At 33.6% G+C, this 25,553-nt stretch carries 25 protein-coding genes and 1 tRNA gene; 12 read left to right on the top strand and 14 right to left on the bottom strand.

Annotated features, from left to right (window positions below; genetic code table 11):
* The first annotated feature begins 152 nt into the window (after window positions 1-152).
* Complete coding sequence (locus QLQ95_RS03445; RefSeq protein WP_320492394.1) at window positions 153-791, top strand: peptidoglycan-binding protein LysM; 639 nt, start codon at window positions 153-155, stop codon at window positions 789-791.
* A 124-nt stretch (window positions 792-915) separates the two neighbouring features.
* Here QLQ95_RS03445 and scpA read toward each other — a convergent pair whose 3' ends face one another.
* The 10 genes from scpA to dnaA form a co-directional block, all read right to left on the bottom strand.
* A complete protein-coding gene (gene scpA, locus QLQ95_RS03440) occupies window positions 916-3,042 on the bottom strand; it encodes a methylmalonyl-CoA mutase (protein WP_482502647.1) in 2,127 nt (708 codons plus the stop codon).
* 45 nt (window positions 3,043-3,087) lie between these two features.
* On the bottom strand, window positions 3,088-4,452 hold the full coding sequence (locus QLQ95_RS03435; RefSeq protein WP_482502646.1) for a methylmalonyl-CoA mutase subunit beta: 1,365 nt from the start codon (window positions 4,450-4,452) through the stop codon (window positions 3,088-3,090).
* 14 nt (window positions 4,453-4,466) lie between these two features.
* A complete protein-coding gene (locus QLQ95_RS03430) occupies window positions 4,467-4,799 on the bottom strand; it encodes an FtsB family cell division protein (protein WP_095931869.1) in 333 nt (110 codons plus the stop codon).
* 157 nt (window positions 4,800-4,956) lie between these two features.
* Window positions 4,957-5,565, bottom strand: a complete 609-nt coding sequence (gene udk / locus QLQ95_RS03425; RefSeq protein WP_095931868.1) for a uridine kinase — start codon at window positions 5,563-5,565, stop codon at window positions 4,957-4,959.
* A gap of 392 nt (window positions 5,566-5,957) precedes the next feature.
* Window positions 5,958-6,839 carry an SDR family oxidoreductase gene (locus QLQ95_RS03420; protein ID WP_172426967.1) on the bottom strand — a complete coding sequence of 294 codons (882 nt, stop codon included), beginning with the start codon at window positions 6,837-6,839 and terminating at the stop codon, window positions 5,958-5,960.
* Between the two features lie 77 nt (window positions 6,840-6,916).
* Window positions 6,917-8,044: a methionine aminotransferase gene (locus tag QLQ95_RS03415; RefSeq protein ID WP_482502643.1), complete on the bottom strand. Its 1,128-nt coding sequence runs from the start codon at window positions 8,042-8,044 to the stop codon at window positions 6,917-6,919.
* Between the two features lie 38 nt (window positions 8,045-8,082).
* On the bottom strand, window positions 8,083-8,502 hold the full coding sequence (locus QLQ95_RS03410) for an energy transducer TonB (protein ID WP_482502641.1): 420 nt from the start codon (window positions 8,500-8,502) through the stop codon (window positions 8,083-8,085).
* A gap of 23 nt (window positions 8,503-8,525) precedes the next feature.
* Complete coding sequence (locus tag QLQ95_RS03405) at window positions 8,526-9,239, bottom strand: SAM-dependent methyltransferase (protein ID WP_095931849.1); 714 nt, start codon at window positions 9,237-9,239, stop codon at window positions 8,526-8,528.
* 61 nt (window positions 9,240-9,300) lie between these two features.
* Window positions 9,301-9,768, bottom strand: a complete 468-nt coding sequence (locus QLQ95_RS03400) for a low molecular weight protein-tyrosine-phosphatase (RefSeq protein ID WP_482502639.1) — start codon at window positions 9,766-9,768, stop codon at window positions 9,301-9,303.
* 8 nt (window positions 9,769-9,776) lie between these two features.
* Complete coding sequence (gene dnaA, locus QLQ95_RS03395; RefSeq protein ID WP_095931847.1) at window positions 9,777-11,204, bottom strand: chromosomal replication initiator protein DnaA; 1,428 nt, start codon at window positions 11,202-11,204, stop codon at window positions 9,777-9,779.
* A gap of 187 nt (window positions 11,205-11,391) precedes the next feature.
* Between dnaA and QLQ95_RS03390 the strand changes: the two genes are divergently transcribed.
* Window positions 11,392-11,805 carry an acyl-CoA thioesterase gene (locus QLQ95_RS03390; RefSeq protein ID WP_095931846.1) on the top strand — a complete coding sequence of 138 codons (414 nt, stop codon included), beginning with the start codon at window positions 11,392-11,394 and terminating at the stop codon, window positions 11,803-11,805.
* A gap of 24 nt (window positions 11,806-11,829) precedes the next feature.
* Here the strand turns inward: QLQ95_RS03390 and QLQ95_RS03385 are convergent, their stop codons facing one another.
* Genes QLQ95_RS03385 through ribD form a run of 3 tightly spaced genes read right to left on the bottom strand, consistent with a single transcriptional unit; the run spans window position 11,830 to window position 14,114 of the window.
* Window positions 11,830-12,462, bottom strand: a complete 633-nt coding sequence (locus QLQ95_RS03385) for an IMPACT family protein (protein ID WP_095931845.1) — start codon at window positions 12,460-12,462, stop codon at window positions 11,830-11,832.
* Window positions 12,463-12,472: 10 nt separating this feature from the next.
* Window positions 12,473-13,075 (bottom strand): HAD family hydrolase, encoded by a 603-nt coding sequence (locus QLQ95_RS03380; RefSeq protein ID WP_095931844.1) that lies wholly within the window; start codon window positions 13,073-13,075, stop codon window positions 12,473-12,475.
* Window positions 13,068-14,114 carry a bifunctional diaminohydroxyphosphoribosylaminopyrimidine deaminase/5-amino-6-(5-phosphoribosylamino)uracil reductase RibD gene (ribD, locus tag QLQ95_RS03375; protein WP_482502637.1) on the bottom strand — a complete coding sequence of 349 codons (1,047 nt, stop codon included), beginning with the start codon at window positions 14,112-14,114 and terminating at the stop codon, window positions 13,068-13,070. Before ribD ends, QLQ95_RS03380 begins: the two co-directional genes overlap by 8 nt.
* A 129-nt stretch (window positions 14,115-14,243) precedes the next feature.
* Between ribD and QLQ95_RS03370 the strand changes: the two genes are divergently transcribed.
* The 3 genes from QLQ95_RS03370 to QLQ95_RS03360 all read left to right on the top strand — a co-directional run bounded on the left by QLQ95_RS03370 (window position 14,244) and on the right by QLQ95_RS03360 (window position 16,236).
* Window positions 14,244-14,729, top strand: coding sequence for a GNAT family N-acetyltransferase (locus QLQ95_RS03370; protein ID WP_482502635.1), 486 nt, complete (start codon window positions 14,244-14,246; stop codon window positions 14,727-14,729).
* A gap of 86 nt (window positions 14,730-14,815) precedes the next feature.
* Window positions 14,816-15,679 carry a peptide chain release factor N(5)-glutamine methyltransferase gene (gene prmC, locus QLQ95_RS03365; RefSeq protein ID WP_482502633.1) on the top strand — a complete coding sequence of 288 codons (864 nt, stop codon included), beginning with the start codon at window positions 14,816-14,818 and terminating at the stop codon, window positions 15,677-15,679.
* Window positions 15,680-15,705: 26 nt separating this feature from the next.
* Window positions 15,706-16,236: a hypothetical protein gene (locus tag QLQ95_RS03360; RefSeq protein ID WP_482502632.1), complete on the top strand. Its 531-nt coding sequence runs from the start codon at window positions 15,706-15,708 to the stop codon at window positions 16,234-16,236.
* Window positions 16,237-16,245: 9 nt separating this feature from the next.
* On the opposite strand, the gene QLQ95_RS03355 is transcribed toward QLQ95_RS03360, so the two are convergent.
* Window positions 16,246-17,490 carry an ABC transporter permease gene (locus tag QLQ95_RS03355; RefSeq protein WP_172426966.1) on the bottom strand — a complete coding sequence of 415 codons (1,245 nt, stop codon included), beginning with the start codon at window positions 17,488-17,490 and terminating at the stop codon, window positions 16,246-16,248.
* A gap of 216 nt (window positions 17,491-17,706) precedes the next feature.
* Here QLQ95_RS03355 and hisS point away from each other — a divergent pair, with 216 nt between their 5' ends.
* From hisS to QLQ95_RS03320, 7 genes are all read left to right on the top strand, one after another.
* On the top strand, window positions 17,707-19,134 hold the full coding sequence (hisS, locus tag QLQ95_RS03350) for a histidine--tRNA ligase (RefSeq protein WP_095931838.1): 1,428 nt from the start codon (window positions 17,707-17,709) through the stop codon (window positions 19,132-19,134).
* A 292-nt stretch (window positions 19,135-19,426) separates the two neighbouring features.
* Window positions 19,427-19,497: transfer RNA gene (locus QLQ95_RS03345), tRNA-Trp, on the top strand.
* 429 nt (window positions 19,498-19,926) lie between these two features.
* Window positions 19,927-20,505: a nucleotide exchange factor GrpE gene (locus QLQ95_RS03340; RefSeq protein WP_095931837.1), complete on the top strand. Its 579-nt coding sequence runs from the start codon at window positions 19,927-19,929 to the stop codon at window positions 20,503-20,505.
* 69 nt (window positions 20,506-20,574) lie between these two features.
* The gene (gene dnaJ, locus QLQ95_RS03335) at window positions 20,575-21,684 is read left to right on the top strand and encodes a molecular chaperone DnaJ (RefSeq protein ID WP_095931836.1); all 1,110 of its coding nucleotides are present in this window, start codon (window positions 20,575-20,577) and stop codon (window positions 21,682-21,684) included.
* 161 nt (window positions 21,685-21,845) lie between these two features.
* Complete coding sequence (locus QLQ95_RS03330) at window positions 21,846-22,790, top strand: ABC transporter ATP-binding protein (RefSeq protein WP_250837147.1); 945 nt, start codon at window positions 21,846-21,848, stop codon at window positions 22,788-22,790.
* A gap of 71 nt (window positions 22,791-22,861) precedes the next feature.
* Window positions 22,862-24,178, top strand: a complete 1,317-nt coding sequence (locus QLQ95_RS03325; RefSeq protein WP_095931834.1) for an ABC transporter permease — start codon at window positions 22,862-22,864, stop codon at window positions 24,176-24,178.
* A 209-nt stretch (window positions 24,179-24,387) separates the two neighbouring features.
* Window positions 24,388-25,551 (top strand): sigma-54-dependent transcriptional regulator, encoded by a 1,164-nt coding sequence (locus QLQ95_RS03320; RefSeq protein WP_482502628.1) that lies wholly within the window; start codon window positions 24,388-24,390, stop codon window positions 25,549-25,551.
* The last annotated feature ends 2 nt before the right edge of the window (window positions 25,552-25,553 follow it).

Below are 25,553 nucleotides of genomic sequence, written 5' to 3'. Positions count from 1 at the left end.
ATCGGAAACCACTATCATAACTGGGATGATCGCGATTTACGTTTTTACGTAAAAAACGCTAAAGCATTGGTTTTTAGTATATTTTTGAAATAACTTATCTTTGCACCGTAGAAATTTCAAGAGGGTGACAGCGTCTTGAAGAAAAACAATTTATGATAAAGAAATGGTATTTTTATGCGAGTTTAGTCGTTATTATTACATTTTTAAGTTTGGGATTTATTCCCTCAGAAAAAGAAACCAAACCTTGGTTTTTAATTGAAAAAACAGATGGATCAGAATATATTTTTCCATCAAAAGAAAAGGATGATTATCCGAACACCAACGTCCCATACACAGGAAATCATCTAATAGGATTTAAAGAGGCAGTAGCTTTTAAAGAATCACAAGGGCAATACAGACTAGTAAATTCTCTTGGCTATATGGGTAAATATCAATTTGGTTCTAAAGCTTTAAGAGCAATCGGAATTAATGATAATAAAGCCTTTTTAAAAGATCCTGCTCTACAAGAAAAAGCTTTTATAGCTTTGTTAGCCAAAAACAAATGGATTTTACGTTACGAAATCGAAAAGTATCAAGGTAAAATTATCAGTGGTATTGAAATTACCGAATCTGGAATTTTAGCGGCAGCGCATTTAGGTGGTGCAGGTTCTGTAAAGAATTTTTTCAAAAACAAAGGAAGCAGACATTTTAGAGATGCTTTTGGAACTTCTTTGAAAAGCTACATGAAAGATTTTGCAGGTTACGATCTTTCTTTTATAGAGGCAGATAGTAACGCAACAGTAAACGACTAAATTAAAAGAGGTTGTTTCACAATTGTGAAACAACCTCTTTTTCTATTTTATTTCTTTTGTCTCGAAATCTTTATTCATTTTCCCAAGTATTAATAGCTAAGAACTGTGACTGCGACTGCTAACTTTAATCTATTAAGGCTTCTAAGATTTTTATAGCTGCTTCGCTTATTTTAGTTCCAGGTCCAAAAACGGCTGATGCTCCGGCATCGAACAAGAATTGATAGTCCTGAGACGGAATAACACCACCTACAATTACCATTATATCTTCGCGTCCATGTTTTTTTAGTTCTTCTATTACTTGCGGAACTAATGTTTTATGACCAGCAGCAAGAGATGAAACGCCCAAAATATGAACATCATTTTCTACCGCCTGTTTTGCTGCTTCTGAAGGAGTTTGAAATAACGGACCTATATCAACATCAAAACCTACATCGGCATAACCTGTTGCAACTACTTTTGCACCTCGGTCGTGACCGTCTTGTCCCATTTTGGCAATCATAATTCTAGGACGTCTACCTTCTTGTTTAGCAAAAACATCTGCTAGTTGTTTTGCTCGCTCAAAATTTTCGTCATTTTTTATTGCTGCACTATACACTCCGCTAAAAGATTTGATTTGTGCTTTAAAACGGCCAAAAATAGTTTCCAATGCATTACTAATTTCGCCTAATGTTGCTCTGTTTCTCGCAGCTTCAACGGCAATTTCCAGTAAGTTGCCTTGTCCAGTTTGTGCACAAAGGATTAATTTTTCTAGTGATTGATTTACTTTTTCAGAATCTCTGGTTCTTTTTATTTCTTCCAGACGCTCAATTTGCTGTTTACGAACCAATTGATTGTCTACATCGAGAATATCTAACGGATCTTCTTTTTCTAAACGATATTTATTTACGCCAACAATAATATCTTGTCCGCTGTCAATTCTTGCTTGTTTTCTCGCAGCTGCTTCTTCAATTCGAAGTTTCGGAATTCCAGCTTCGATCGCTTTTGTCATTCCGCCAAGTTCTTCAACTTCTTCAATTAGCTTCCATGTTTTTTCAACAATATCGTTTGTCAGACTTTCAAGATAATAACTTCCAGCCCAAGGATCTACTGTTTTAGTAATTTTGGTTTCTTCTTGAAGAAATATTTGTGTATTTCTAGCAATTCTCGCAGAAAAATCTGTTGGAAGCGCAATAGCTTCATCTAAAGCATTGGTATGTAAAGATTGTGTTCCGCCAAAAACCGCTGCAGAAGCTTCTATACAAGTTCTCGCCACATTATTAAACGGATCTTGTTCTGTTAAGCTCCATCCACTAGTTTGGCAGTGTGTTCTTAAGGCTAAAGATTTATCGCTTTTTGGATTGAACTGTTTTAATAATTTAGCCCAGATCATGCGGCCAGCTCTCATTTTGGCAATTTCCATAAAATGATTCATTCCGATTGCCCAGAAGAAAGATAATCTTGGAGCAAAATCGTCAATTGTCATCCCAGTTAATAATCCAGTTCTGATGTACTCTAAACCATCGGCCAAAGTATAAGCCAATTCAATATCGGCGGTTGCTCCAGCTTCTTGCATGTGGTAGCCAGAAATGGAAATAGAATTGAATTTTGGCATTTTCTTGCTCGTAAATTCAAAAATATCTGCGATTATTTTCATTGAAGGAGTCGGAGGGTAGATGTAGGTATTTCTCACCATAAACTCCTTTAAAATATCGTTTTGGATCGTTCCTGTCAATTTTTCGGGACTAACGCCTTGTTCTTCTGCAGCAACAATGTAAAAAGCCATAATAGGTAAAACAGCTCCGTTCATGGTCATAGAAACCGACATTTCGTCTAATGGAATCTGATCGAAAAGCACTTTCATGTCTTCAACAGAATCAATTGCAACACCTGCTTTTCCAACATCACCAACTACTCTTTCGTGATCTGAATCGTAACCGCGATGAGTTGGCAAGTCAAAAGCAATGGAAAGTCCCTTTTGTCCTGCTGCTAAATTTTTTCTATAAAAAGCATTGCTTTCTTCTGCTGTAGAAAATCCCGCATACTGGCGAATGGTCCATGGACGTCTCACATACATGGTAGCGTATGGTCCGCGCAAATTGGGTGCGAAACCAGCTCCGAAATCAAGAAATTCTAAATCTTCGATATCTTTCTCCGAATAGTTTTTTTTGATTTCGATTCCTTCGGCAGTCGTAAAGTTGTCAGAACTAGAATTAACTTTTGGTTCCTGACTTTTAACTTCTAGCTTTATATGTTTAAGGTCTTTTCTAATCATTGAGACACTTGTTTTTGAATTTGTAATTAATTACGGTTGAGATTATTATTCAAGCTCCAATCTTTCTTGCTCCATTTTCTCAGCCAATCTTTTTTCAATAATTGGCGTAATTAATGTTTTTCTTGGTTTGATTTTTACAAAAGGAAACAATTCTAAATCATGTTTCATTCGGTCTTCTTTGTTTGGATATTTGTTAGTTCCTAAAAGAATCTCTTTTTTAGAATCGAATAATTCCTGCTCTTTATTGGCACTTTCTTGAATCTTCTTTTTGATGGTTCCATCATTTAAAAGTTTTATGAAACCGCCATTGGCTTCAATTTCTTTAAATAATGCCAAACTTTTTTCTGCCAATTGCATAGTCAAACTTTCGATATAATAACTTCCATCGGCTGGATTGTCTACTTTGTCAAAATAACTTTCGTGTTTTAAAATCAAAAGCTGATTTCTGGAAATTCGGTCTCCAAATTCATTGTCTTTGTGGTACAATGCATCATAAGGTAAATTGGCAATTGCATCGGCTCCTCCCAAAATTGCCGACATGCATTCGGTTGTGGTGCGAAGCATATTGACATTATAATCGTAAATCGTTTTATTACGTTTTGTTGGTGTTGCCAATATATGACATTCGATTTTTGAATTGTATTCTTTAGCAATTAAATCGAAAAGCATTCGAAACGCACGAAGTTTAGCAATTTCAAAGAAATAATTTGTTCCAACAGAAACCTGAAAAACAATAGATTTTGCAGTATCGAAGAAACGATTTAAATATTCGTTTGCATGCGCTAAACTATAAGCAATTTGCTGCGTAATATTGGCTCCGGAATTTTGATACAACCCTAAATCTACACTAAGCAGATTTAAATTGGCCGTATTTTTAAAGAGTAGATCTAAAGTGTCAAAATTATTTTTCTCCGAAGTTGTAAACCAATTTCCTTCTCTTGCGAGTTGTCCGATTGGATCAAAATTGCAATAGAATTTAGCTTTTTTCTGGATTGAAATAGTATCTAATTTTTTAACGAAATCGATTGAGATAAAATTGAAATTAAAGTAAACCATTTTGTTTTCTAAAGGAAGATTTTCTAATAATTTTTGAACATCAATTTTATCGTTTTCAATTGTAAAACGAAGGCTTTCTGCACCTCTTTCTAAAGTGTTTAAAGCACGTTCGATAGATTTTTCTACGTCGAAAACAAAGATATTTTGGCAGATTTTAAAATCTGAGGCTTGCGTATTTACATTTGCTGTTTTTGTAAATTCGTCGCTGTGATAAAAAGGTTTTACCTGAATATCTTCTGGAGAATTCCAAATAACAGTCTGATTGTAATCGGCTCCATCTAATTCAAACTGAATTTTTTGTTTCCATTGTTTGGATGAAATCGGATTAAAATCGTCGAATAGGTTAGTGGCCATTGTATTTTGTTTGATTATTCTTTTTCTTGAATCGTGTCTCCTTCAAATTGAATGATATAAATATCCTCGCTGTCTTTTTTCATGAAATACTTTTCGCGAGCGTATTTCTCAATTTGTTCAGGATTTTTGAGCTGTTTGATCTGCTCTTGATCTTTTTTGATCTCGTCCTGATAATACTTTTTATTATCCTCAAGTTCATGAATTTGCTCATCTAAAAAGCGATGATCAAAATAGGAGTAATTGTCTAGAAATAACATCCAAACAATAAAAAACAGCAAAACCCAAACGTATTTGTTTCCTAGGTATTTGAACCATTTTCTGTCTTTGTATGGAATTTTAAATTTCATTTTTAAACGAATATTTCTTTTGAGTTATTAGTTTTTTTTAGCCCCGATAGAGCCGGTATCCTTTTTATGGTCTCGTTTCTTTAACGAGACCATAAAAAGATAAAGGCGAAAGCGGGAATCAGCTCCTAATTATTATGGTTTAAATTTACGATAAAAATTATGAAATTCTCTGATTAATTACAGCGCGAACTACATCTATTGCTACCGTATTGTATTTGTCATTCGGGATAATAATGTCTGCAAAAGCTTTAGAAGGTTCTATAAATTGCTCATGCATAGGTTTTAAAGTAGTTTGGTAACGGTTTAAAACTTCATCAATATCACGTCCTCTTTCTGAAATATCTCTTTTTAAACGACGAATTAATCTTTCATCAGAATCGGCGTGAACAAAAACTTTAATATCAAACATATCTCTCAATTCAGGATTTGTTAGAATTAAAATTCCTTCTACAATCATTACTTTTCTAGGATGTGTCGAAATGGTATCGTCTGTTCTGTTATGCTGAATAAAAGAATAAACAGGTTGGTCAATTGTTTCGCCTGCTTTTAGCGCTTTTAAATGCTTAACCAATAATTCGAAATCAATTGCTCTTGGATGATCAAAGTTGATTAATGCTCTTTCGTCAAACGATAAATTATCAGTTTGTTTATAATAAGAATCTTGAGAAATTACCCCAACTTCTGTATGTGGCAATTCGTTCATGATTTGGTGTACTACTGTTGTTTTTCCACTTCCTGTTCCTCCTGCAATTCCTATAATGAGCATAAATTTGATGTTATAATTTGTTTCGCAAAAATAATAATTTAACTGAATAGCTAAACATTTAATATAATTTAACCATATAAGTAATGTAAGTAAAATTAAGCTAGAAAATATTTAAACAAAATGTTACTTAACTGAAATTATTGCCGTTATATTAATAAAAGACCGAATTATTTCTTTTAAACCATTTAAGCAATATAATTAAATATAAATAGTTCTTTTTTCTGGACTTAAACAAGCTTTTAGATTTATTGATAAAAAATCTCCATTAAACTTATAATCTCTTAAATGAACTTATATGGTGAATATAAAAAAATCCCGAAAGTAAACCTTCGGGATTTCGTGCAATCAGTATAGTTTAAAAAAAATATTCTGAATTTAGTAAGCACTTGTAATTATTTATTCTTTTTTGCTTTTATCATCATTTCAAGTTGATCCCAAAGTTCTTCTGGAATTGCTTCTAACAAGTTGAATTGTCCAGCGCCTTTTAACCATTCGCCTCCGTCAATTGTAATTACATCTCCGTTGATATAAGATGAAAAATCAGAAACTAAATAAGCCGCTAAATTGGCCAATTCCTGGTGATCTCCAACTCTTTTTAATGGCACTTTTTTCGCCATGTCAAATTTTTCTGAAAGATCTCCTGGTAATAATCTGTCCCAAGCTCCTTTTGTTGGAAATGGTCCTGGAGCAATGGCGTTAGAACGGATTCCGTATTTAGCCCATTCTACTGCAAGACTTCTTGTCATGGCCAAAACTCCCGCTTTTGCTGTAGCACTAGGAACAACATAAGCAGATCCTGTCCAAGCGTAAGTTGTAACAATATTTAAAATCGTAGCAGAAGTTTGTTTCGTATCGATCCAGTGTTTTCCAAAAGCCAACGTACAGTTTTTAGAACCTTTTAGTACGATATCTATCACAGTATCAAATGCATTTGCAGATAATCTTTCTGTTGGAGAAATGAAATTTCCTGCTGCATTATTTAAAAGAACATCTACTTTTCCGAAAGCTTTTAAAGTCTCTTGAAGCATATTTTCTACTTCTTCGTAATGACGAACATCACATTGAAGAGGAAGACATTTACCTCCCGTTTGACTTTCCAGTTCGGCAGCCGTAGTTTTTAACTTTTCTAGGTCTCTAGAAGTTATGGCTACTTGAGCTCCTAATTCGAGAAAATATTTGGTCATAGCTTTGCCTAAACCGCTTCCGCCGCCCGTAACGACAATGACTTTGCCTTGTAAAGCATCATCACGTAACATCTTATCTGTGTAGCTCATACTTTTTTCTTTTTTTGCAATATTAGTTAAATAAAATAGGATGCATGCATAATAATGTTATAAAATTTTGAAAAAAATTATATTTCAGATAATTTTTTTGCTGCAGACTCTAATGTGAAGTCATCCTTTGCGAAACAAAAACGAATTAATTTTTGATCTTTATGATCGGAATAGAAGGTTGAAATAGGAATTGCAGCAACTCCGTGTTTGGTAATAAGATTTTTGCAGAAAGTAACATCGTCTTCATCTGAAGTGTTGGCATAAGAAGCAACTTGAAAATAAGTTCCTTCGCAAGCTTTCAATTCAAAACGGCTATTCTGAAGCAGTTTCTGAAAATAATCTCTTTTTTCTTGATAGAATTTTCCAAGAAGATTAACATCAACAACATCTAAATATTCGCTGATAGCAAATTGGGAAATACTGTTTACGCTGAAAACTAAAAACTGGTGAACCTTTTTAATTTCTTTCATTAAATGTTCTGGTGCAATGGTATAACCAATTTTCCAGCCTGTTATATGAAAAGATTTTCCAAAAGAAGAAACCATGACACAGCGATCTAAAAGAAAATCTTTTGTATGTGCAGAAATATGTTTTTCTTCGAAAGTAATGTATTCGTAGACTTCGTCGGACAAAATGATAATGTCTGGATATTTTTCGAGAAGATTTTTTAAGTGAACAAAATCATTTTCGGTTAAAATTTTCCCCGTAGGATTATGCGGATTATTGATAATCATCATTCTGGTTTTAGCAGAACACGCTTTTTCAATTCTTTCCCAATTTGGAGTATAATCGTCATTCAGCGCTACTCGAACGGGTTTGGCTTTGCAAAGTAAAACTGGAGACTCATAAGAATCATAACTCGGATCGAGAATAATTACTTCGTCATTTTCTTTTACTAAAGCTAAAATTGTAGTGAAAATTCCCTGAGTTGCTCCAGCCGTAACCAAAAGTTCTGATTCAGGATTGATGGTTCTGTTATAGGAGTTTTTAGTGAGTTGAGTAATTTTATTCATCAATGGCGGATAACCTGCCATTGGAGTATATTGGTGAACGTTTTCTTTTGCTAATCGGGAAACAATATCAGTTAATCTTTCGTCAACCGGAAAATTTGGAAATCCTTGAGAAAGATTGATCGCATTATATTCGGCTGCCATTTTTGACATTATCGTGAATATGCTTGTGGTTACGTTTGGGAGTTTGCTCATAGTGAGGTTTGATTTTTGGAAAAGAGGGGTAATTAAATTTAATCAACTACTATAGTAACAGGATATAAAATTCGAACTGTTTTGTTGTTTTGTTTTCCGGGAATCCATTTAGGAGATTTTTTTAGAACCCTAATTGCTTCAGTACCCGTGTTTCCATCTCCAAGATCCCTCAAGATTTTTATATCGCTCAAAGATCCATCTCTCTCAATAATAAATATAGTATATACTTTTCCTTTTAAGTCTTTTCGTGGGTTTTTATAATTGTCTTTTAAAAAGCGTTCTAATGCTTCTTGGCCACCTGGGAATTCAGGTTTGACTTCGATTCCTGCTGTATTGTAAATTTGATTTTCTTCAAAAGCAGCTCTTTCAGCATCGCTAATATATCGTTTAGGTTCTTCAGTTTGTGAAAATCCATTTTGGGCAAAACAAATTAAAATCAAAATTAAAACCTTTTTCATAGGCAATGGATTTTAAATATTAATTACATTTTATGAATAATAAAAATCGCAGGACGCTTATCTAAGTCAACTTTTAATTTTTTCCAATCCGCAACTTTCAATGTTTTGATGAATTCTGTTGGAAGCGTTATATCTGCTGCAATACAAAGATGAGTTGCAGGACTTAAAATCTGCAAAAGATCTTCAATCAGTTTGTTGTTTCTGTATGGAGTTTCAATAAATAGTTGCGATTGATTTTTATCATAAGATAATTTCTCAAAATGACGAATTGCCGATTTTTTCTCGTCTTTATCAATTGGTAGATATCCGTTGAAAGTAAAACTTTGTCCGTTCATTCCAGAAGCCATCATGGCCAGTAGGATAGAAGAAGGACCAACTAAAGGTACAACTTGAATTCCTTTTTCGTGAGCCAACTTTACAATTGCAGCACCTGGATCAGCAACTCCTGGACAGCCGGCTTCGCTCATTAATCCCATGTTTTTTCCTTCTAATAAAGGTTTAATGAAATCTAAGTGTTCGCTAGTTTCTGTTCTTTTGTTTAAAGTGAAAAGAACCAGTTCAGATTGTTTCTTTTCAGGATAAACTGCTTTTATTGATTTTCTCGCCGTTTTGTCGTTTTCAACAATATAATGGTCAATAACTTCTATCGTTCTTCTAACGGTTTGAGGTAAAACATCCATCGGATCGCTTTCGCCCATTGTAGTTGGAATTAAATATAATTTTCCGAGAAGTTTCATGTGTTTTTTCTTTAAAATTAAAAAATTCAATTATCTCTTTTTTAGAAACAATTGAATCGAATTAGGAGTGTTTTTTAAGTAATTGATCTGCAATAAGATCGGTTACTTCGTCTAGCATTTGGTAAACATTGTCAAAACCATTTGCTGAGCCGTAATATGGATCTGGGACATCGACATTTTCGTTTGGAAATAAATCGTTTAAAATCAAACGAACTTTGTTTCTGTGTTCTGGAGTTTTGGCTAAATTAAGTACATCGCGAAAATTAGAATTATCCATTACATAGATATAATCGAATTTGTCAAAATCAGAAACTTGAATTTGTCTCCCTTTTTGCTCGCCGATATTGATTCCGTTTTTTTTGGCAACTTCAATAGAACGTTTATCAGGACAATGGCCAATATGCCAAGAACCTGTTCCAGCCGAATCCACTAAAAATTTATCTTGAGGTAATTTAGAAGCTAAAATTCCTTCTGCTAAAGGAGATCTACAGATATTCCCTAAACAAACCATTAAGATCTTTACAGGCATGGTGCGTCTTAAAGCGTTAGTTTTTTATTGATGTCTTCAACAAACTTTTTAAATTGTTTGTCTGTAGAAACTAAATTATCGACTGTTTTGCAAGCATGAAGAACAGTTGCGTGATCGCGGTCTCCAATTTGTGAACCAATATTTGCCAAAGAAGCTTTTGTGAATTTTTTAGCAAAGAACATCGCTAGTTGCCTTGCTTGTACAACGTGCCTCTTTCGAGTTTTAGACTGAAGTGTTTCAATATCTAATTGGAAATAATCTGAAACGATTTTTTGAATATAATCGATTGAGATTTCTCTCTTTACGTTTTTAACAAATTTCTCTACAACACTTTTAGCCAGTTCAATCGTAACTTCTTTTTTGTTGAATGAAGATTGAGCGATTAAGGAAATAATTGCCCCTTCCAATTCTCTAACATTTGATTTGATGTTTCGAGCAACATATTCTAAAATATCTTCAGGCATTTCAACACCATCACGATATAAAATATTTTTTAAGATCGAGATACGAGTTTCGTAATCAGGCTGATGCAACTCTGCAGATAATCCCCATTTAAAACGAGACAATAATCTTTGTTCGATATCCTGCATATCAACAGGAGCTTTATCTGAAGTTAAGATTACTTGTTTTCCGTTTTGATGTAAATAGTTGAAAATATGGAAGAATACATCTTGTGTTCCTGATTTTCCAGATAAGAACTGAACGTCATCAATAATTAAGACATCGATTAATTGGTAAAAGTGAATAAAATCATTACGATTATTCTTTTTTACAGAATCAATGTATTGCTGCGTAAAAATCTCAGCAGAAATATATAAAACGGTCTTTTCTGGATATTTATCTTTTACCTCTACACCTATAGCATGTGCTAAGTGTGTTTTTCCTAAACCAACTCCTCCAAAAATCAATAACGGATTAAATGAAGTTCCTCCAGGTTTGTTGGCAACAGCCATGCCTGCAGAACGAGCCAAACGGTTGGAATCTCCTTCTAAGAAATTGTCAAAACTGTAGTTCGGATTTAACTGAGACTCAATTTTTAAATTTCTAATTCCAGGAATTACAAACGGATTTTTTAGTTCAGGATTTAAGTTTTTAAACGGAGCATCAACCTCTTGCGGTTTCATTGGCACTCTGTTGGCACTTGGCAGCTGCTCGGTAAACGGCTGTTTATTGCCATAAGTGTTCTCCATTTTAATTTTATAGAGTAACTTTGCGTTTTTTCCCAGTTCTTTGGTAAGCGCAACTTTCAATAATTTTACGTAATGCTCTTCGAGCCATTCGTAGAAAAATTTACTTGGAACCTGAATGTATAATGCGTTATCGGTTAGCTCAACTGATTTGATTGGTTCAAACCAAGTTTTATATGCTTGGTCTTGAATATTATCCTTTATAAAGGACAAACAGTTTTCCCATACCGATTGAGCAGTTTTAGTCATAGATTCAGATAAATTTTTATTATTGTTATAAAGATTCTCCTAATAAAAGAGGAGCAATTTTATTCCGTATTTCGGGATAACAAATATGTGAACAAATTTCTGTAAAAAAAAATATTTTGGTATCTAATTTTATAAAAAAAAGTTGTAATGCGGCTTTTTAAATTCGAATTTTTTTAATATTTTATAAATGAAAAATCATCAGACTCAAGTACGAGTTCGTTACTCAGAAACTGACCAAATGGGAGTCGTTTATCACGGCAATTATATTCCTTATTTTGAAATTGGACGCGTGGAATGGCTTAGAAATAAAGGGGTTTCGTATAAAAGCATGGAAGAAAGTGGTATTGGTCTTCCAATTGTCAACATGAACATCAATTACAAAAAATCGGCGAGATACGACGAACTTTTGACAATTCACACGACTTTCAAAAGTCACTCTTTTGTAAAGATCGAATTTGACTGCGCAATTTACAATGAGGCTAATGAGTTATTAACAACTGCGACATTTATTTTAGTATTTGTAGCGTTAAAAACGGGTCGACCAACAGCTCCTCCAGAATACATTTTAGACATATTCAAAGCACTTGATGAAAAGTGTTAAAATAGCCTTTGTTTTGGTGTTAAATTATATAATTTTAATATCAATTTCGAACATTAAATCAAAAATGCTGAATACTGTTTCGGCATTTTTTTTTCGTGTTTTTGTCACAATTTTGCCAATTGGCAGTCCAGAAATTTCATCCATTTCCATTTCCTGAGAAGTGATTTCTAATTTCTTTTCTTTGATCACTCGCATTACTTTATTCATGTTTTTGTAATCAAAAGAAATTAAAAATTCAACATCAATTGTCTTTTCAACGATTTCACAAACTTCCAAAGTCTGTTGTGCAGTTGTTCGATAGGCAGAAATCAATCCGCCAACGCCTAATTTTACTCCGCCAAAAATACGAACGACTACAACTAAAACGTTCGTTAATCCAAAAGATTGTATTTGTCCGTAAATTGGAGCTCCGGCTGTATTGCTTGGTTCTCCATCGTCGTTGGCACGATACGAGATTTTATTTCCAACACCAATTTGGTAAGCGTAGCAATAGTGTACTGCGTGTGGATGTTGCTTTTTAAGTTCCTCGATAATTGGTTTTACTTCGTCTTCATGATCTATCGGAAAAGCATAGCCAAAGAATTTACTGCCTTTTTCTTTAAACAGTATTTCTTCAGATGCAGATGCAATAGTTTGATAAGTATCGTTAATTTCCAAAAGCAGTATTCTAAATTATATTCTTTTTATAAAGGTCAATCACATCTTCTTTTCCAACCTGAAGATTCCAAATTTTAATTCCTAAAGCTGCGGCACTGTCTGTATTTTCTGTTTTATCATCAACAAACAAAGTGTTTTCTGCAACTAGATTATTTTGGTCTAATACAAATTGATAGATTTTCGGATCTGGTTTTCTCATTCCTATATCAAATGAAAAATATACTTTTTCGAAACAAGCATAAAAATCTTTGTAAAAAGAAATTCCGCTTTTTTCTTCAAATGTATTAATGTGAATAGAGTCGGTATTGCTCAACAAAAACAAGCGGTATTTTTTTGATAGTTCCTGAAGAAACTCTAGACGATAAAAAGGGAAGTCTGCTAAAACTGCATTCCAAGCTCTCAAAATATCATCTTTAGAAGCATTTGGTAATTGTTTTTGAAAACCTCCAATAAAATCTTCTGGTGAAATAGCTCCCACTTCAAAAGAAAGATTTAATTGATCCAATTCATTATTCCATTCTTTCATTCCTAATTTTTGCAAACCAGAAATTGTGGCAGGTTTATCTAAATTGATGAAAATATCTCCAAAGTCAAAAATTATCGCATTAATCATGATTTCTAATTTGTATTAGTTCGTCACTTAATATGTTAGTCTTTGTGGTGGTTTTTCTGGTAATAATTGGAGCTCTCGTTCCATTTAGAAAACTCGTTTTTCCAACAAAAATTCGAGCTTCATCCCAAAGATTTTCATCAATAAAAGATTGGAGTGTTTGTCTTCCTCCTTCAATTATTATAGATTGAATTTGATTTTGATATAAAACATCCAAAATTTGAGGGATACTATTTTTATCAAAGTCAATTGCTTCAAATTGAGTGTTTTCTTTTGATGGTTTCGAATCTTTAGAAAAAATAAAAGTTTTTACAGAGTTATCAAAAATAAAACTGTTTTCATCGATTCTATTATTTTGATCAATAACAACTCGAACGGGATTATTGCCGCTCCAATCTCGAGCATTTAATTTCGGATTGTCATCAACAACAGTCTGTGTTCCAACCAAAATTGCCTGTTCTTCAGTTCGCCATTTGTGAACCAATTGTCTTGAATATTGGTTCGTAATCCAAATTGGCTGGCGCGCCTGGTCGATTTCTTTTTCTGGAGCTAAAAATCCGTCTTGACTTTCGGCCCATTTTAAAATAATATATGGTCTCTTTTTTTGATGGAAAGTAAAAAAGCGTTTATTCAGTTCGTTGCATTCCTCTTCTAAAACTCCAACAGTAACATTCGCTCCGGCTTCAATTAATTTTAAAATTCCCCTTCCCGCTACTTTTTCGTTAGGATCAACTGTGCCGACCACAACATTCGGAATTTCATTTGCAATAATCAAATCACAGCAAGGGGGTGTTTTTCCAAAATGACTGCAGGGTTCTAAACTTACATAAATTGTAGCTTTTTTTAAGAGCGATTTGTCTTTTACAGAGCGCACGGCATTTACCTCTGCATGAGGTTCGCCAGCTTTCTTATGCCAGCCTTCGCCGATAATCTGGCCTTCATAAACAATAACGCTACCAACCATTGGGTTTGGATATGTTGCTCCAAGTCCATTTTGTGCCAGTTCGATACAGCGTTTTATATATTTTTCATGTATATTCACAGTGCAAAAGTAGTTAAATTTAAGATTATCATTAACTGAAAAAGGTTAAGTTGTGAAACAATCGAGATAGTTATAAGAGTATTCAAAACTATCTTTATTTTTGTAGTTGTAATGATTTAGAACAAAAAAATGGTAAATTGGCTTATACGAGTAATTGAAAAAGGAGACAATCAGGAAGTTGCAAGTTTGATACGTTCTGTTTTTGATGAAATGGAAATTCCAAAAGTTGGAACTGCATACGAAGATCCTTGCTTGGATTTGATGTTTGAGGAATATAGTAAAACGAAATCGGCCTATTTTGTTGTTGAAAATGAAGGGGAAATTGTAGGCTGTGCTGGAATTGCACCTTTAGAAAATGGAGATCCTGAAATTTGTGAATTGCAGAAAATGTATTTCCTTCCAAAAACAAGAGGATTGGGGATTGGAACCCAAATGATGGATAAATGTTTGGAACAAGCAAGAGCTTTTGGTTTTAAAAAATGTTATATCGAAACCATGCCATTTATGCATGCAGCGCAAAAGCTTTATAAAAAATCCGGTTTTGAGTATTTAGATGCTCCAATGGGATGTACTGGGCATAATTCTTGTCCGGTATGGATGCTGAAAGTATTGTGATTTTAATGTAACAAATTTGAAGTAGCAAGACTTATTGAAAGATAAAATATCAGTTTTGGACTGATGTAAATGCCCAAAAAATAAAAATGAAAATTAAACAATATCGTACTCAGTTTATTAAAGAATTATCTCCTTTTTACGATGCGTACGAAGCAGAGAGTTTTTTTTATTTAATTTTAGAAGATAAGCACCAACTTCGCCAGATTGATTTAGCTTTAAATCATGAGTTGGTATTTGATGAGAATGATTTTGTGATATGGGATGAATTGCTGAAACAGCTTAAAAAAGAAGTTCCAATCCAATATTTGCTTGGGAAAACAAACTTTTACGGTTTGGATTTTGAAGTAAATGAAAATGTTTTGATTCCGAGGCCAGAAACAGAAGAATTGGTCGAGTGGATTATCAATGAAAATACTAGTAGAGATAAAAATAAAAAATTAAGAATTCTCGATATTGGAACAGGAACTGGCTGTATTGCGATTTCGTTAGCCAGTAATCTTCCACATGCAGAAGTTGTTGCCGTTGACGTTTCTAAAAAAGCAATTGAAACGGCCAAAAGAAACGCTGTAAGAAATAATGTCGAAGTGACTTTTGTGTTATTGGATATTTTAAAAGAAGAAGAATTAAGATGCCAGTTTGATATTATTGTTTCTAATCCGCCGTATGTACGAAATTTAGAAAAAGCAGAAATCAAAAAAAATGTTTTGGACTACGAACCGCATTTAGCTCTTTTTGTTGAAGATCACGATGCTTTAATTTTTTATAGAAAAATTGCCTTACTGGCAAAAAAAGCCCTTCTAGAAAAAGGAAAATTATATTTCGAAATCAATCAATATCTTGGAAAAGAAATGACCGATTTATTAGAAAGTATGGATTTTAAAAGTGTAGAGCTTCGAAAAGATATTTATGATAATGACAGAATGATTTCTGGTAAGGTTTTGAAAGGCTAGTAATTTAATAATTCGTTTAAAATCTTATGGAAGACCATAATCACCCCAAAGATGAGTTTATTGTAATTGATGGTTATTTTTCAGGAAATGGAATTAAATCTGTTAAAGATATTGTAGAAAAGCGTTTTGAAAATCGATTAAAAACAGATTTCTATAATGATTTTATAAATTGGTCTAAAGCTGAAAATGAAATTCTGTTAGGAACGTTTAGAGCCTCTGCCGCTTGGCCTTTACTTACGGATTTAGGATGTATTTTTGATTTTCGTAACCCAGAAAAATTTGTTTATCAGGAATTTAAACTTGTACATTCTTTAGTGAATGGGTGGATTCCAGCAGAAAGCACTTCGATAGGAAATAATCATATTATAGCTGTAAAGTTTGAAAGGCAGATCCCTAAAATGCTGCATGAACTTTATGAAGAAAATGAATATCATCCCAAAGCACCAAGTGGTTGTCTTCAATTAGGAATATGTCGTAAAAAAGATTTTCCCATTATTCTAGAAAATATTAGAAAGAATCGTTTAAAAAGTAAAAGTGATTATTTAACTGAAAACTGACACTGAAAACTATTCGTAACGCAACGCTTCAATAGGATCTAATTTTGATGCTTTAATAGCAGGATACAAACCAGAAACTATTGCCACGCAGAAACTGGTTGCAAAAGCGGCAAAAATAGCCATCCACGGAATCACAAAAGAAAAACTCATAGCTGTGGCTATCCCGAAACCAAGAAGAATTCCAAGAAAGATTCCAACTAAACCACCAATTTGTCCGATTAATAAAGTTTCGATAAAAAACTGAAAAGCAACTGTTGATCTTTTTGCCCCTAACGCTTTACGAACACCAATTTCGCGTGTACGTTCTGTTACCGAAACAATCATAATATTCATTAAAGCAATAGATGATCCTAAAATGGTAATTACAGAAATAGTCCACGCTGCTAATCCTAGATATTGAGTTATGCTTAGAATACGATTAATCAAATCATCGCTTCGAACTATTCCAAAATTATTGTCACGAACCGGACTTAATTTACGAACTCTTCGCATTGTACTTGTAGCATTGTCTATGGCTTCGTCTAAAACTTCTTTTTTAGAAACCATTACACTAATGGTATAATTGATATTTGGTGCAGTAAATAAAGATCTCGCAACTTGAATTGGAATTAGAACTCTTAAATCCTGGCTGTTGCCAAACGTAGAACCTTTCTCTTTTAAAACACCAATTACCTTAAATCTTGCGCCTCGAATAGAAATGGTTTTATCAATTGGATTAATATCTTTCAAAAGTCCTTTTTCAAAATCAGAACCAACAATACAAGAGTAAGTATTGTTTTCAATATCAAATTGGTTAAAACTTCTTCCTAAACTAGTTTCTAGTCCAGAATTGGTAATAAAATGTTCGTCTACGCCTACAATTGTAATTTCTGGATCTGTTTTTTCGCTCAAGTATTTTACTTCGGCAGTTGTAGTTGCGGTAAAAGATAGAGAGGTTTCTGTAAATGGGTATTTGTATTTGCTTTTGAAAGCCACAGCTTCTGGATAGGAAATAATCGGATTGATGACTTCGCGTTCGTTTCCGCCACGGTTTCGAACTTTATTTTCATATTGATTGATGTTAAAAGTATTGGCTCCCATAGAAGCAAAATCGCTGGAAATTGTGTTTTCTAAAGCCGAAACTACAGTCAAGATTCCAACCAAAGCGGTAATACCGATGGCAATAATTAAAACAGTAAGAATAGTTCGCAGCAGTTGTGTTTTGATAGAACCAAATGCAATTCGGATATTTTCTTTAAATAATTTTAGCATCATGACCAATTTGTCACGAAAATACGGTTTTTGTTACAAGTTTGTTTTCGAAGTGTTATTATTTATTTTAAAAAGTAAGATATTTGCAGACGATTTGAGATTTTGAATAAAATCCAAATCATTAAGAAATTAATGTTAAAGATTTTTGAAGATAAAGATTGGAAAATAATCTAAAATCAGAAATCTAAAATCAGAAATCTAAAATCTAAAATAGAAAAGATGGCTTCGAAACCAAGTATACCAAAAGGGACAAGAGATTTTTCACCAGCAGAGGTGTCAAAACGTCAATATATTATTCAGACTATAAAAGCTAATTTTGAGAAATTTGGTTTTCAGCCAATCGAAACGCCTTCGTTTGAAAATTCAGATACCTTAATGGGGAAATATGGAGAAGAAGGAGACCGTCTTATTTTTAAAATATTAAACTCAGGTAACTTTTTCTACAATAAAAGTAAAATTGAATTGCCAGAATCGATCGAAGAATTGCAACTAAATTCTGCTGAAAAAATTACTTTAGAACAAAGAATTGAGCTAAATAAATTTACAGGAAAAATTTCTGAGAAAGCGTTACGTTACGATTTGACAGTTCCGTTTGCAAGATACGTGGTACAGCACCAAAGTGAAATTGAATTTCCTTTTAAGAGATACCAAATCCAGCCAGTTTGGAGAGCAGATAATCCGCAAAAAGGGCGTTTTAGAGAATTCTTTCAATGTGATGCCGATGTTGTAGGTTCGAAGTCGCTTTGGCAGGAAGTTGAGTTAGTTCAATTGTACGATACTGTTTTTACTTCTTTAGGTTTAGAAGGCGTTACAATTAAAATCAATAATAGAAAAATTTTATCTGGAATTGCTGAGGTAATTGGCGCTTCAGATAAATTAATCGATTTTACGGTTGCTCTTGATAAATTGGATAAAATTGGAGAAGACGGCGTAAAGAAAGAAATGATTGAAAAAGGAATTTCTGAAGAAGCGTTGGTAAAAGTACAGCCACTTTTTAGTTTCTCTGGAACTTTTGCAGACAAAATTGCACAACTTTCAGAATTATTGTCAGCTTCTGAAGAAGGTATGAAAGGTGTTGAAGAGCTTAAATTTATATGTGACAATGTTGCTGAATTAGGACTTTCTACTTCAATTTTAGATTTAGATGTGACTTTAGCTCGTGGTTTAAATTATTATACAGGAGCTATTTTTGAAGTTGCAGCCCCAAAAACTGTTGCAATGGGTTCTATCGGAGGTGGCGGAAGATACGACGATTTGACGGGTATTTTTGGTTTGAAAAACATGAGTGGTGTCGGAATCTCTTTTGGTTTGGATAGAATTTATTTGGTTTTAGAAGAATTGCAATTATTCCCTGAGACTGTTGCGGCTACTTCAAAAGCACTGTTTTTGAATTTTGGAGATAAAGAAGCGCTTTACGCTTCGCAGGCAATTCAGAAATTGAGAAAGGAAAATATAAAAGTAGAATTGTATCCTGATAGTGTAAAAGTTGGAAAACAATTTCAATATGCAGACAAGCGTTTAATTCCGTTTGCAGTATTGGTTGGAGATCAAGAAATTACTTCAAATTCTTATACGCTTAAAAATTTAGTGACAGGAGAGCAGGTTTCTGTAGATTACGAAGGTTTAAAAAATGCTTTACAGGCATAATAAAATTTTGTTTCACTCAGATTTTTCAGATTGGAGCAGATTTATTTTATTTTTTTGTTTAAAAAATCTGTACAAATCTGCCTAAATCTTTTTTAAAATCTGCGTGAAATAATTTTTCTTTCTAAGAAGCAAATAAAATTCGAAGAATTAAAAAAAAACTTTATCAAGTTAACTATCTGGAACAAAAGTTTTTGCTTTAGATTCCGCAGATTCAAAGGGTTTTCTTTTAAAATCTCTGCCTGAAATAGTTGCCAGAGAAGAAAAAAAACTTTTAATTTGCCAACCTTAAGTTACGGGCGTAGTTCAAGGGTAGAATAGCGGTCTCCAAAACCGTTGATGGGGGTTCGAATCCCTCCGCCCGTGCAAAATAAAGTTCGCAAAGCTAAATCAATACAAAGCTTTGCGAACTTTTGTCTTTATATATGGTTTTATAAATAAAAAACTTTGTGTTCTTTGCGATAATTTTTTAGGTATTGTCATTAATACATTAGAGATGAAGAAAGCATAAAAAAAAGCTTCGTCTCTATAGGCGAAGCTTTTTTTAATATAAGGTAAACTTGAATTAATAATTATTTAGAGGCCGAAGCCAACCCTTAAATTCAATTTTTGGTGGTAATAATTTATGTTTATTGGTCTCAAAGATAAGATAAACTAAAACGTAATAGTCTTAAAATTATAATAAATTTTTTCTGTGCAAATGCGTTTTTTAAATGTCTCATAATTAATAAAGTGACAATTTGACATTTTATAAGATTTGGCAGTACTTTTGCAATCCAACAGAAAGAAATAAAAATGAAGTTTAAGAATATTTTTAAAAATAAAAGTAATATGACTACGGAAAATACAGAATTCGATCAGGAATTAGACGACGTAACGTTAGAGAACAATGCCAACGGAGAACAGTTGATTGTTGAAGAATTAAGTGTTGAGGAGCAATTAGCTAAAGACTTGGCTCACGAAAAAGATAAGTTTTTGAGATTATTTGCTGAATTTGAAAATTACAAAAAAAGAACTTCAAAAGAGCGTCTTGATTTATTTAAAACAGCAAACCAAGAGGTTTTATTGGCAATGCTTCCAGTTTTAGATGATTTTGACAGAGCGACAGTTGAGATCAACAAGTCTGAGGATGAGAATTTGAAAAAAGGTGTTGAGTTGATTCACGAAAAACTGAAAAGTACTTTAGTTTCTAAAGGTTTAGAGCAAGTTGAAATTCAAGCAGGAGATGCTTTCAATGCTGATATTGCTGAGGCAATTACCCAAATTCCAGCTCCGTCTGATAAATTAAAAGGGAAAATTGTTGATGTTATTGAAAAAGGATACAAATTAGGAGACAAAATTATTCGTTACCCTAAAGTTGTAGTTGGAAACTAAAAAGCAAATAAAAATTCTGACTCCAATTTTGGATTTTGGAATTTTAGAATTTGGAATTTAAACCTAATTATGAAAAAAGATTTTTACGAAATACTAGGCATTTCAAAAAATGCTGATGCTGCCGAAATTAAAAAAGCGTATAGAAAAAGCGCGCTTAAATACCACCCTGATAAAAATCCAGGCGACAAAGAGGCAGAAGAAAACTTCAAATTGGCGGCAGAAGCTTATGAAGTTTTAAGTGATCCACAGAAAAAAGCGAAATACGATCAATATGGTCATCAAGCATTTGATGGTTCTGGCGGATTTGGCGGTGGCCACGGCGGTATGAATATGGATGACATTTTCAGCCAGTTTGGTGATATTTTTGGTGGCGGATTTGGCGGTTTCGGAGGCGGAGGCGGAGGCCCTCGTCGTGCGAAAGGAAGCAATCTTCGAATTAAAGTGAAATTAACTTTAGAAGAAATTGCAAATGGGGTTGAGAAAAAAGTAAAAGTAAAACGTAAAGTTCAGGCAAAAGGCGTAACGTATAAAACTTGTACGACTTGTAACGGTCAAGGACAAGTAATGCGTGTAACCAATACCATTTTAGGAAGAATGCAATCTGCATCTACTTGTCCTACTTGTGGTGGTTCTGGTCAGATTTTAGATAAAAAACCTTCTGAGGCAGATGCTCAAGGAATGGTTCAAGAAGACGAAACAGTATCAATTAAAATTCCTGCGGGAGTTGTTGATGGTATGCAGTTAAAAGTTGCTAACAAAGGTAACGATGCTCCAGGAAACAGTATTCCAGGAGATTTAATTGTAGCGATTGAAGAAGTTGAGCACGAATTCTTGAAGCGTGAAGGAGAAAATATCCATTTCGATTTATACATCAGTTTTCCTGAAGCAGTTTTGGGAGCTTCTAAAGATATTGAAGCAATCAACGGAAAAGTTCGTATTAAATTGGAAGAAGGAATTCAGTCTGGAAAAATCTTAAGATTGAAAGGAAAAGGAATTCCAAGTTTAAATGGTTACGGAAGCGGAGATTTATTGGTTCACGTAAACGTTTGGACTCCAAAAACATTAAATAAAGAGCAAAAACAATTCTTTGAAAATGCTTTAGCAGACGAACATTTTGTTCCAAGTCCAGAGAAATCAGAGAAATCGTTTTTTGAAAAAGTAAAAGATATGTTCTCATAATCTTAACTTCTTTTAAAGTTATAAAAAAATTAAAAACCCATTCTAGCATAAATTAGAATGGGTTTTTTGCGTAATATGCCACAATTTCGCTTCGAATTATTTACTTTTACAGTCGCTGAACCGTAACAGGCAAAGTGACGCAGTAAATCCTTAAAAATAGCATGAGTAACTTACTTGAAGTACATAAAGTTGTAAAAAAATACGGCGATTATGTAGCACTTAACGAAGTTTCATTAAATGTGCCAAAAGGCAGTATATATGGACTTTTAGGTCCCAATGGAGCCGGAAAAACTTCCCTTATCAGAATCATAAACCAAATTACATTGCCAGATAGTGGCGAAGTAATTTTGGATGGAGAAAGATTGCAACCCAAACATGTGCAAACTATCGGGTATCTTCCAGAAGAAAGAGGTTTGTATAGTTCGATGAAAGTGGGAGAGCAATGTTTGTATCTGGCTCAAATGAAAGGCCTTTCTAAGGCTGAAGCCAAAAAACAATTGGATTATTGGTTTGACCGATTAGGAATTCAAGGCTGGTGGAACAAGAAAATTCAGGAACTTTCTAAAGGAATGGCACAGAAAATTCAGTTTGTGGTTTGTGTTTTGCATAAACCAAAATTGCTAATTTTAGATGAGCCCTTCTCCGGATTTGATCCTGTAAATGCGAATGTTATTAAAGATGAAATTCTGGCATTGAAAGAACAAGGTTCTACTATTATTTTTTCGACGCACAGAATGGAAAGTGTAGAAGAGCTTTGTGAAAACATTGCTTTAATTCACAAATCCAATAAATTGATCGAAGGGAAAGTGGCAGATGTGAAACGTCAGTTTAGAACCAATAGTTTTGAAGTGGGAATTTTGACAAATAATGTTGAAGGTTTGATGTATGATATCACTCAAAAGTTCACGGTTTCGCCTGCGAGTTTTAAATCTTTAAATGATGATTTGAAATTAAATATTCAGATTGGAAATGCAAGTCCAAACGAATTATTGAATATTTTAACACAACGTGGACAAGTAACACATTTCGTAGAAAAAATTCCGAGCATAAACGATATTTTTATCCAAACGGTAACGGAAAACAAAAAATTAAATTCCAATAATTAAATTCCAAAATCCAAGTTTGAAACTGCGAGAGTTGGAATTTGGGGTTTTAGATTTGAAAATTAAAAATATTTATGAGCATCATCTCGTTGATTATAAAAAGAGAATTTATTGCCAAAGTCCGCAATAAATCTTTTGTTGTCATGACATTTTTGAGTCCGCTTTTATTTGTGGCGATTGCTGTTTTTATTGGCTATTTAAGCTCGATGAAAGCAGAAACAAAAAGAATTGCAATTCATGACGAAACCGGACTTTTTGCATCTGATTTTTTAAAAGAAAATAAAAAAGGAGCCGAATTCAAATATTTAAATTTATCTGAAATTGATGTAAAGGCTTTAAAAGATAGCATTACAAAAGAAAATTTCAACGGATTAATCGTTATTCCGAAAACAAAAAATATAAAAGATTTAGAAAGTAAAATTGAATTTATTTCTAATAATAGTCCGAGCATTTCTTTTATTGAAAATACTCAAGATATCATTGGAAGTAAAATTACAAAACTAAATCTGGAAGAAGCAAAACTAGACACTTTGGCCATCCAGAAAGCACAGTCAGATGTAAATATTCATTTGATTAAAGCTTCTGGAGAAGAAAGTCTGAAAGGTTTAAATGAAATTAAAATCGGAATCGGAGGCGCATTTGGTTATTTGATTATGATGTTTATTATCATTTATGGAAACATGGTAATGCGAAGCGTAATCGAAGAAAAAACAAACAGAATTATCGAAATCATTATTTCATCTGTAAAGCCATTTCAGTTGATGATTGGTAAAATTGTCGGAACGTCATTGGCTGGAATTTTGCAATTTATGATTTGGGCTATAATTGGGTTAGGATTGATGTTTGCAGCTTCGGCATTTTTCGGCGTGAATGTTGGTCCGACAGCAAGAATTTCACCGGAATTAATGCAAAGTGCGCAGCACGAACTTGCTGGATCGGCGCAAATGTATATTGCTGAATTATGGAATTTGCCAATTGCAAGCATCATAATCGGATTTGTGATTTATTTTATTGGAGGATATTTTTTATATAGCTCATTTTACGCGGCAATTGGAGCAGCAGTTGACAATCAAACCGATTCTCAGCAATTTTTGCTGCCAATTTTAATGCCTCTGATTTTGAGTGTTTATATCGGTTTTTTTACAGTTGTAAACGATCCGCACGGAAGTGTTGCAGTTATCTTTTCAATGATTCCGTTAACTTCGCCAATTGTAATGCTAATGCGTATTCCGTTTGGCGTGCCGTGGTGGCAAATCGCAATTTCGGTATCATTATTGTTTGCTACATTTTTCCTTGTGGTATGGTTCGCAGCCAAAATCTACCGTGTAGGTATTTTAATGTACGGCAAAAAACCGACTTGGAAGGAATTGTATAAGTGGCTGAAGTACTAGTTTTTAAAAGTTACAAAGTTACAAAGTTACAGAGCGACAAAGGTTCAAAGTTTTTTTATTTGAATTTTTTATGACTTACAAAAGTAGCTTTAAGATTGTGTTGAAGCATAAATGAGATATTACTAATAGCAGGTTAATAAGTAGCATAGTGACAAAGATTTTAAACTTTGTGACTCTGTAACTTTGCAACTTTGAATCTTAGAAAAAAAATGAGTAAAATACTAATTGTCGAAGACGAAGCAGCGATCAGAAGAGTTTTGGTAAAAATATTATCAGAAGAAAATGATGCGTATCAGGTTGATGAAGCTGAAGATGGTGTTGCGGGACTTGAAAAAATAAAAAACAACGACTATGATTTGGTTTTGTGTGATATCAAAATGCCAAAAATGGACGGTGTTGAGGTTTTGGAAGAAGTAAAAAAGATCAAACCAGAAATCCCGATGGTGATGATCTCGGGGCACGGTGATATGGAAACTGCGATTCAGACCATGCGTTTGGGAGCTTTTGATTATATCTCAAAACCGCCAGATTTGAATCGTTTATTGAATACGGTTCGTAATGCTTTGGATAAAAAACAATTAGTAGTTGAAAATAAAATCCTGAAGAAAAAAGTTAGCAAAAACTACGAAATGATTGGTTACAGCGAATCGATTAATCATATTAAAGTGATGATTGATAAAGTGGCGCAAACAGAAGCGAGAGTTTTGATTACTGGACCAAACGGAACAGGAAAAGAATTAGTGGCGCATCAGTTGCATGAAAAAAGCGAGCGTTCTAGTTTTCCATTAATCGAAGTAAACTGTGCTGCAATTCCGAGCGAATTGATTGAAAGCGAATTGTTCGGACACGTAAAAGGTGCTTTTACATCGGCTGTTAAAGATCGTGCCGGAAAGTTTGAAGCAGCAGACAAAGGAACTATTTTCTTGGATGAAATTGGTGATATGAGCCTTTCGGCGCAAGCCAAAGTTTTGCGTGCTTTGCAAGAAAGTATGATTACGAGAGTGGGGGCTGATAAAGATATTAAAGTTGATGTTCGTGTTGTTGCGGCAACAAATAAAGATCTGAAAACAGAAATTGCAGAAGGCCGTTTCCGTGAAGATTTATACCATCGTTTGGCAGTGATTTTAATTAAAGTGCCGCCATTGAATGAAAGACGTGATGATATTCCGGCTTTGATTTCGCATTTTGCAGAAAAAATAGCTTTAGAGCAAGGAAATGCGGTTAAGTCGTTTTCGGCGCAAGCCATAAAATTATTGCAAGAATACGATTGGACAGGAAATATTCGTGAACTTCGAAATGTAGTTGAAAGATTGATTATTTTGGGAGGAAACGAAATCTCAGAATCAGATGTGAAAATGTTCGCAAGCAAATAAAG

The organism is Flavobacterium sp. B330r (assembly GCF_056824325.1).
Note: the sequence above shows the minus strand (reverse complement) of the source record. Positions and strands in the feature narration are given on the sequence as shown.

Coding starts and splice junctions, on each gene's coding strand:
- QLQ95_RS03445 (WP_320492394.1), top strand. CDS start 153: ATGATAAAGAAATGGTATTTTTATGCGAGTTTAGTCGTTATTATTACA.
- scpA (WP_482502647.1), bottom strand. CDS start 3,042: ATGATTAGAAAAGACCTTAAACATATAAAGCTAGAAGTTAAAAGTCAG.
- QLQ95_RS03435 (WP_482502646.1), bottom strand. CDS start 4,452: ATGGCCACTAACCTATTCGACGATTTTAATCCGATTTCATCCAAACAA.
- QLQ95_RS03430 (WP_095931869.1), bottom strand. CDS start 4,799: ATGAAATTTAAAATTCCATACAAAGACAGAAAATGGTTCAAATACCTA.
- udk (WP_095931868.1), bottom strand. CDS start 5,565: ATGCTCATTATAGGAATTGCAGGAGGAACAGGAAGTGGAAAAACAACA.
- QLQ95_RS03420 (WP_172426967.1), bottom strand. CDS start 6,839: ATGAGCTACACAGATAAGATGTTACGTGATGATGCTTTACAAGGCAAA.
- QLQ95_RS03415 (WP_482502643.1), bottom strand. CDS start 8,044: ATGAGCAAACTCCCAAACGTAACCACAAGCATATTCACGATAATGTCA.
- QLQ95_RS03410 (WP_482502641.1), bottom strand. CDS start 8,502: ATGAAAAAGGTTTTAATTTTGATTTTAATTTGTTTTGCCCAAAATGGA.
- QLQ95_RS03405 (WP_095931849.1), bottom strand. CDS start 9,239: ATGAAACTTCTCGGAAAATTATATTTAATTCCAACTACAATGGGCGAA.
- QLQ95_RS03400 (WP_482502639.1), bottom strand. CDS start 9,768: ATGCCTGTAAAGATCTTAATGGTTTGTTTAGGGAATATCTGTAGATCT.
- dnaA (WP_095931847.1), bottom strand. CDS start 11,204: ATGACTAAAACTGCTCAATCGGTATGGGAAAACTGTTTGTCCTTTATA.
- QLQ95_RS03390 (WP_095931846.1), top strand. CDS start 11,392: ATGAAAAATCATCAGACTCAAGTACGAGTTCGTTACTCAGAAACTGAC.
- QLQ95_RS03380 (WP_095931844.1), bottom strand. CDS start 13,075: ATGATTAATGCGATAATTTTTGACTTTGGAGATATTTTCATCAATTTA.
- QLQ95_RS03370 (WP_482502635.1), top strand. CDS start 14,244: ATGGTAAATTGGCTTATACGAGTAATTGAAAAAGGAGACAATCAGGAA.
- prmC (WP_482502633.1), top strand. CDS start 14,816: ATGAAAATTAAACAATATCGTACTCAGTTTATTAAAGAATTATCTCCT.
- QLQ95_RS03360 (WP_482502632.1), top strand. CDS start 15,706: ATGGAAGACCATAATCACCCCAAAGATGAGTTTATTGTAATTGATGGT.
- QLQ95_RS03355 (WP_172426966.1), bottom strand. CDS start 17,490: ATGATGCTAAAATTATTTAAAGAAAATATCCGAATTGCATTTGGTTCT.
- hisS (WP_095931838.1), top strand. CDS start 17,707: ATGGCTTCGAAACCAAGTATACCAAAAGGGACAAGAGATTTTTCACCA.
- QLQ95_RS03340 (WP_095931837.1), top strand. CDS start 19,927: ATGAAGTTTAAGAATATTTTTAAAAATAAAAGTAATATGACTACGGAA.
- dnaJ (WP_095931836.1), top strand. CDS start 20,575: ATGAAAAAAGATTTTTACGAAATACTAGGCATTTCAAAAAATGCTGAT.
- QLQ95_RS03330 (WP_250837147.1), top strand. CDS start 21,846: ATGAGTAACTTACTTGAAGTACATAAAGTTGTAAAAAAATACGGCGAT.
- QLQ95_RS03325 (WP_095931834.1), top strand. CDS start 22,862: ATGAGCATCATCTCGTTGATTATAAAAAGAGAATTTATTGCCAAAGTC.
- QLQ95_RS03320 (WP_482502628.1), top strand. CDS start 24,388: ATGAGTAAAATACTAATTGTCGAAGACGAAGCAGCGATCAGAAGAGTT.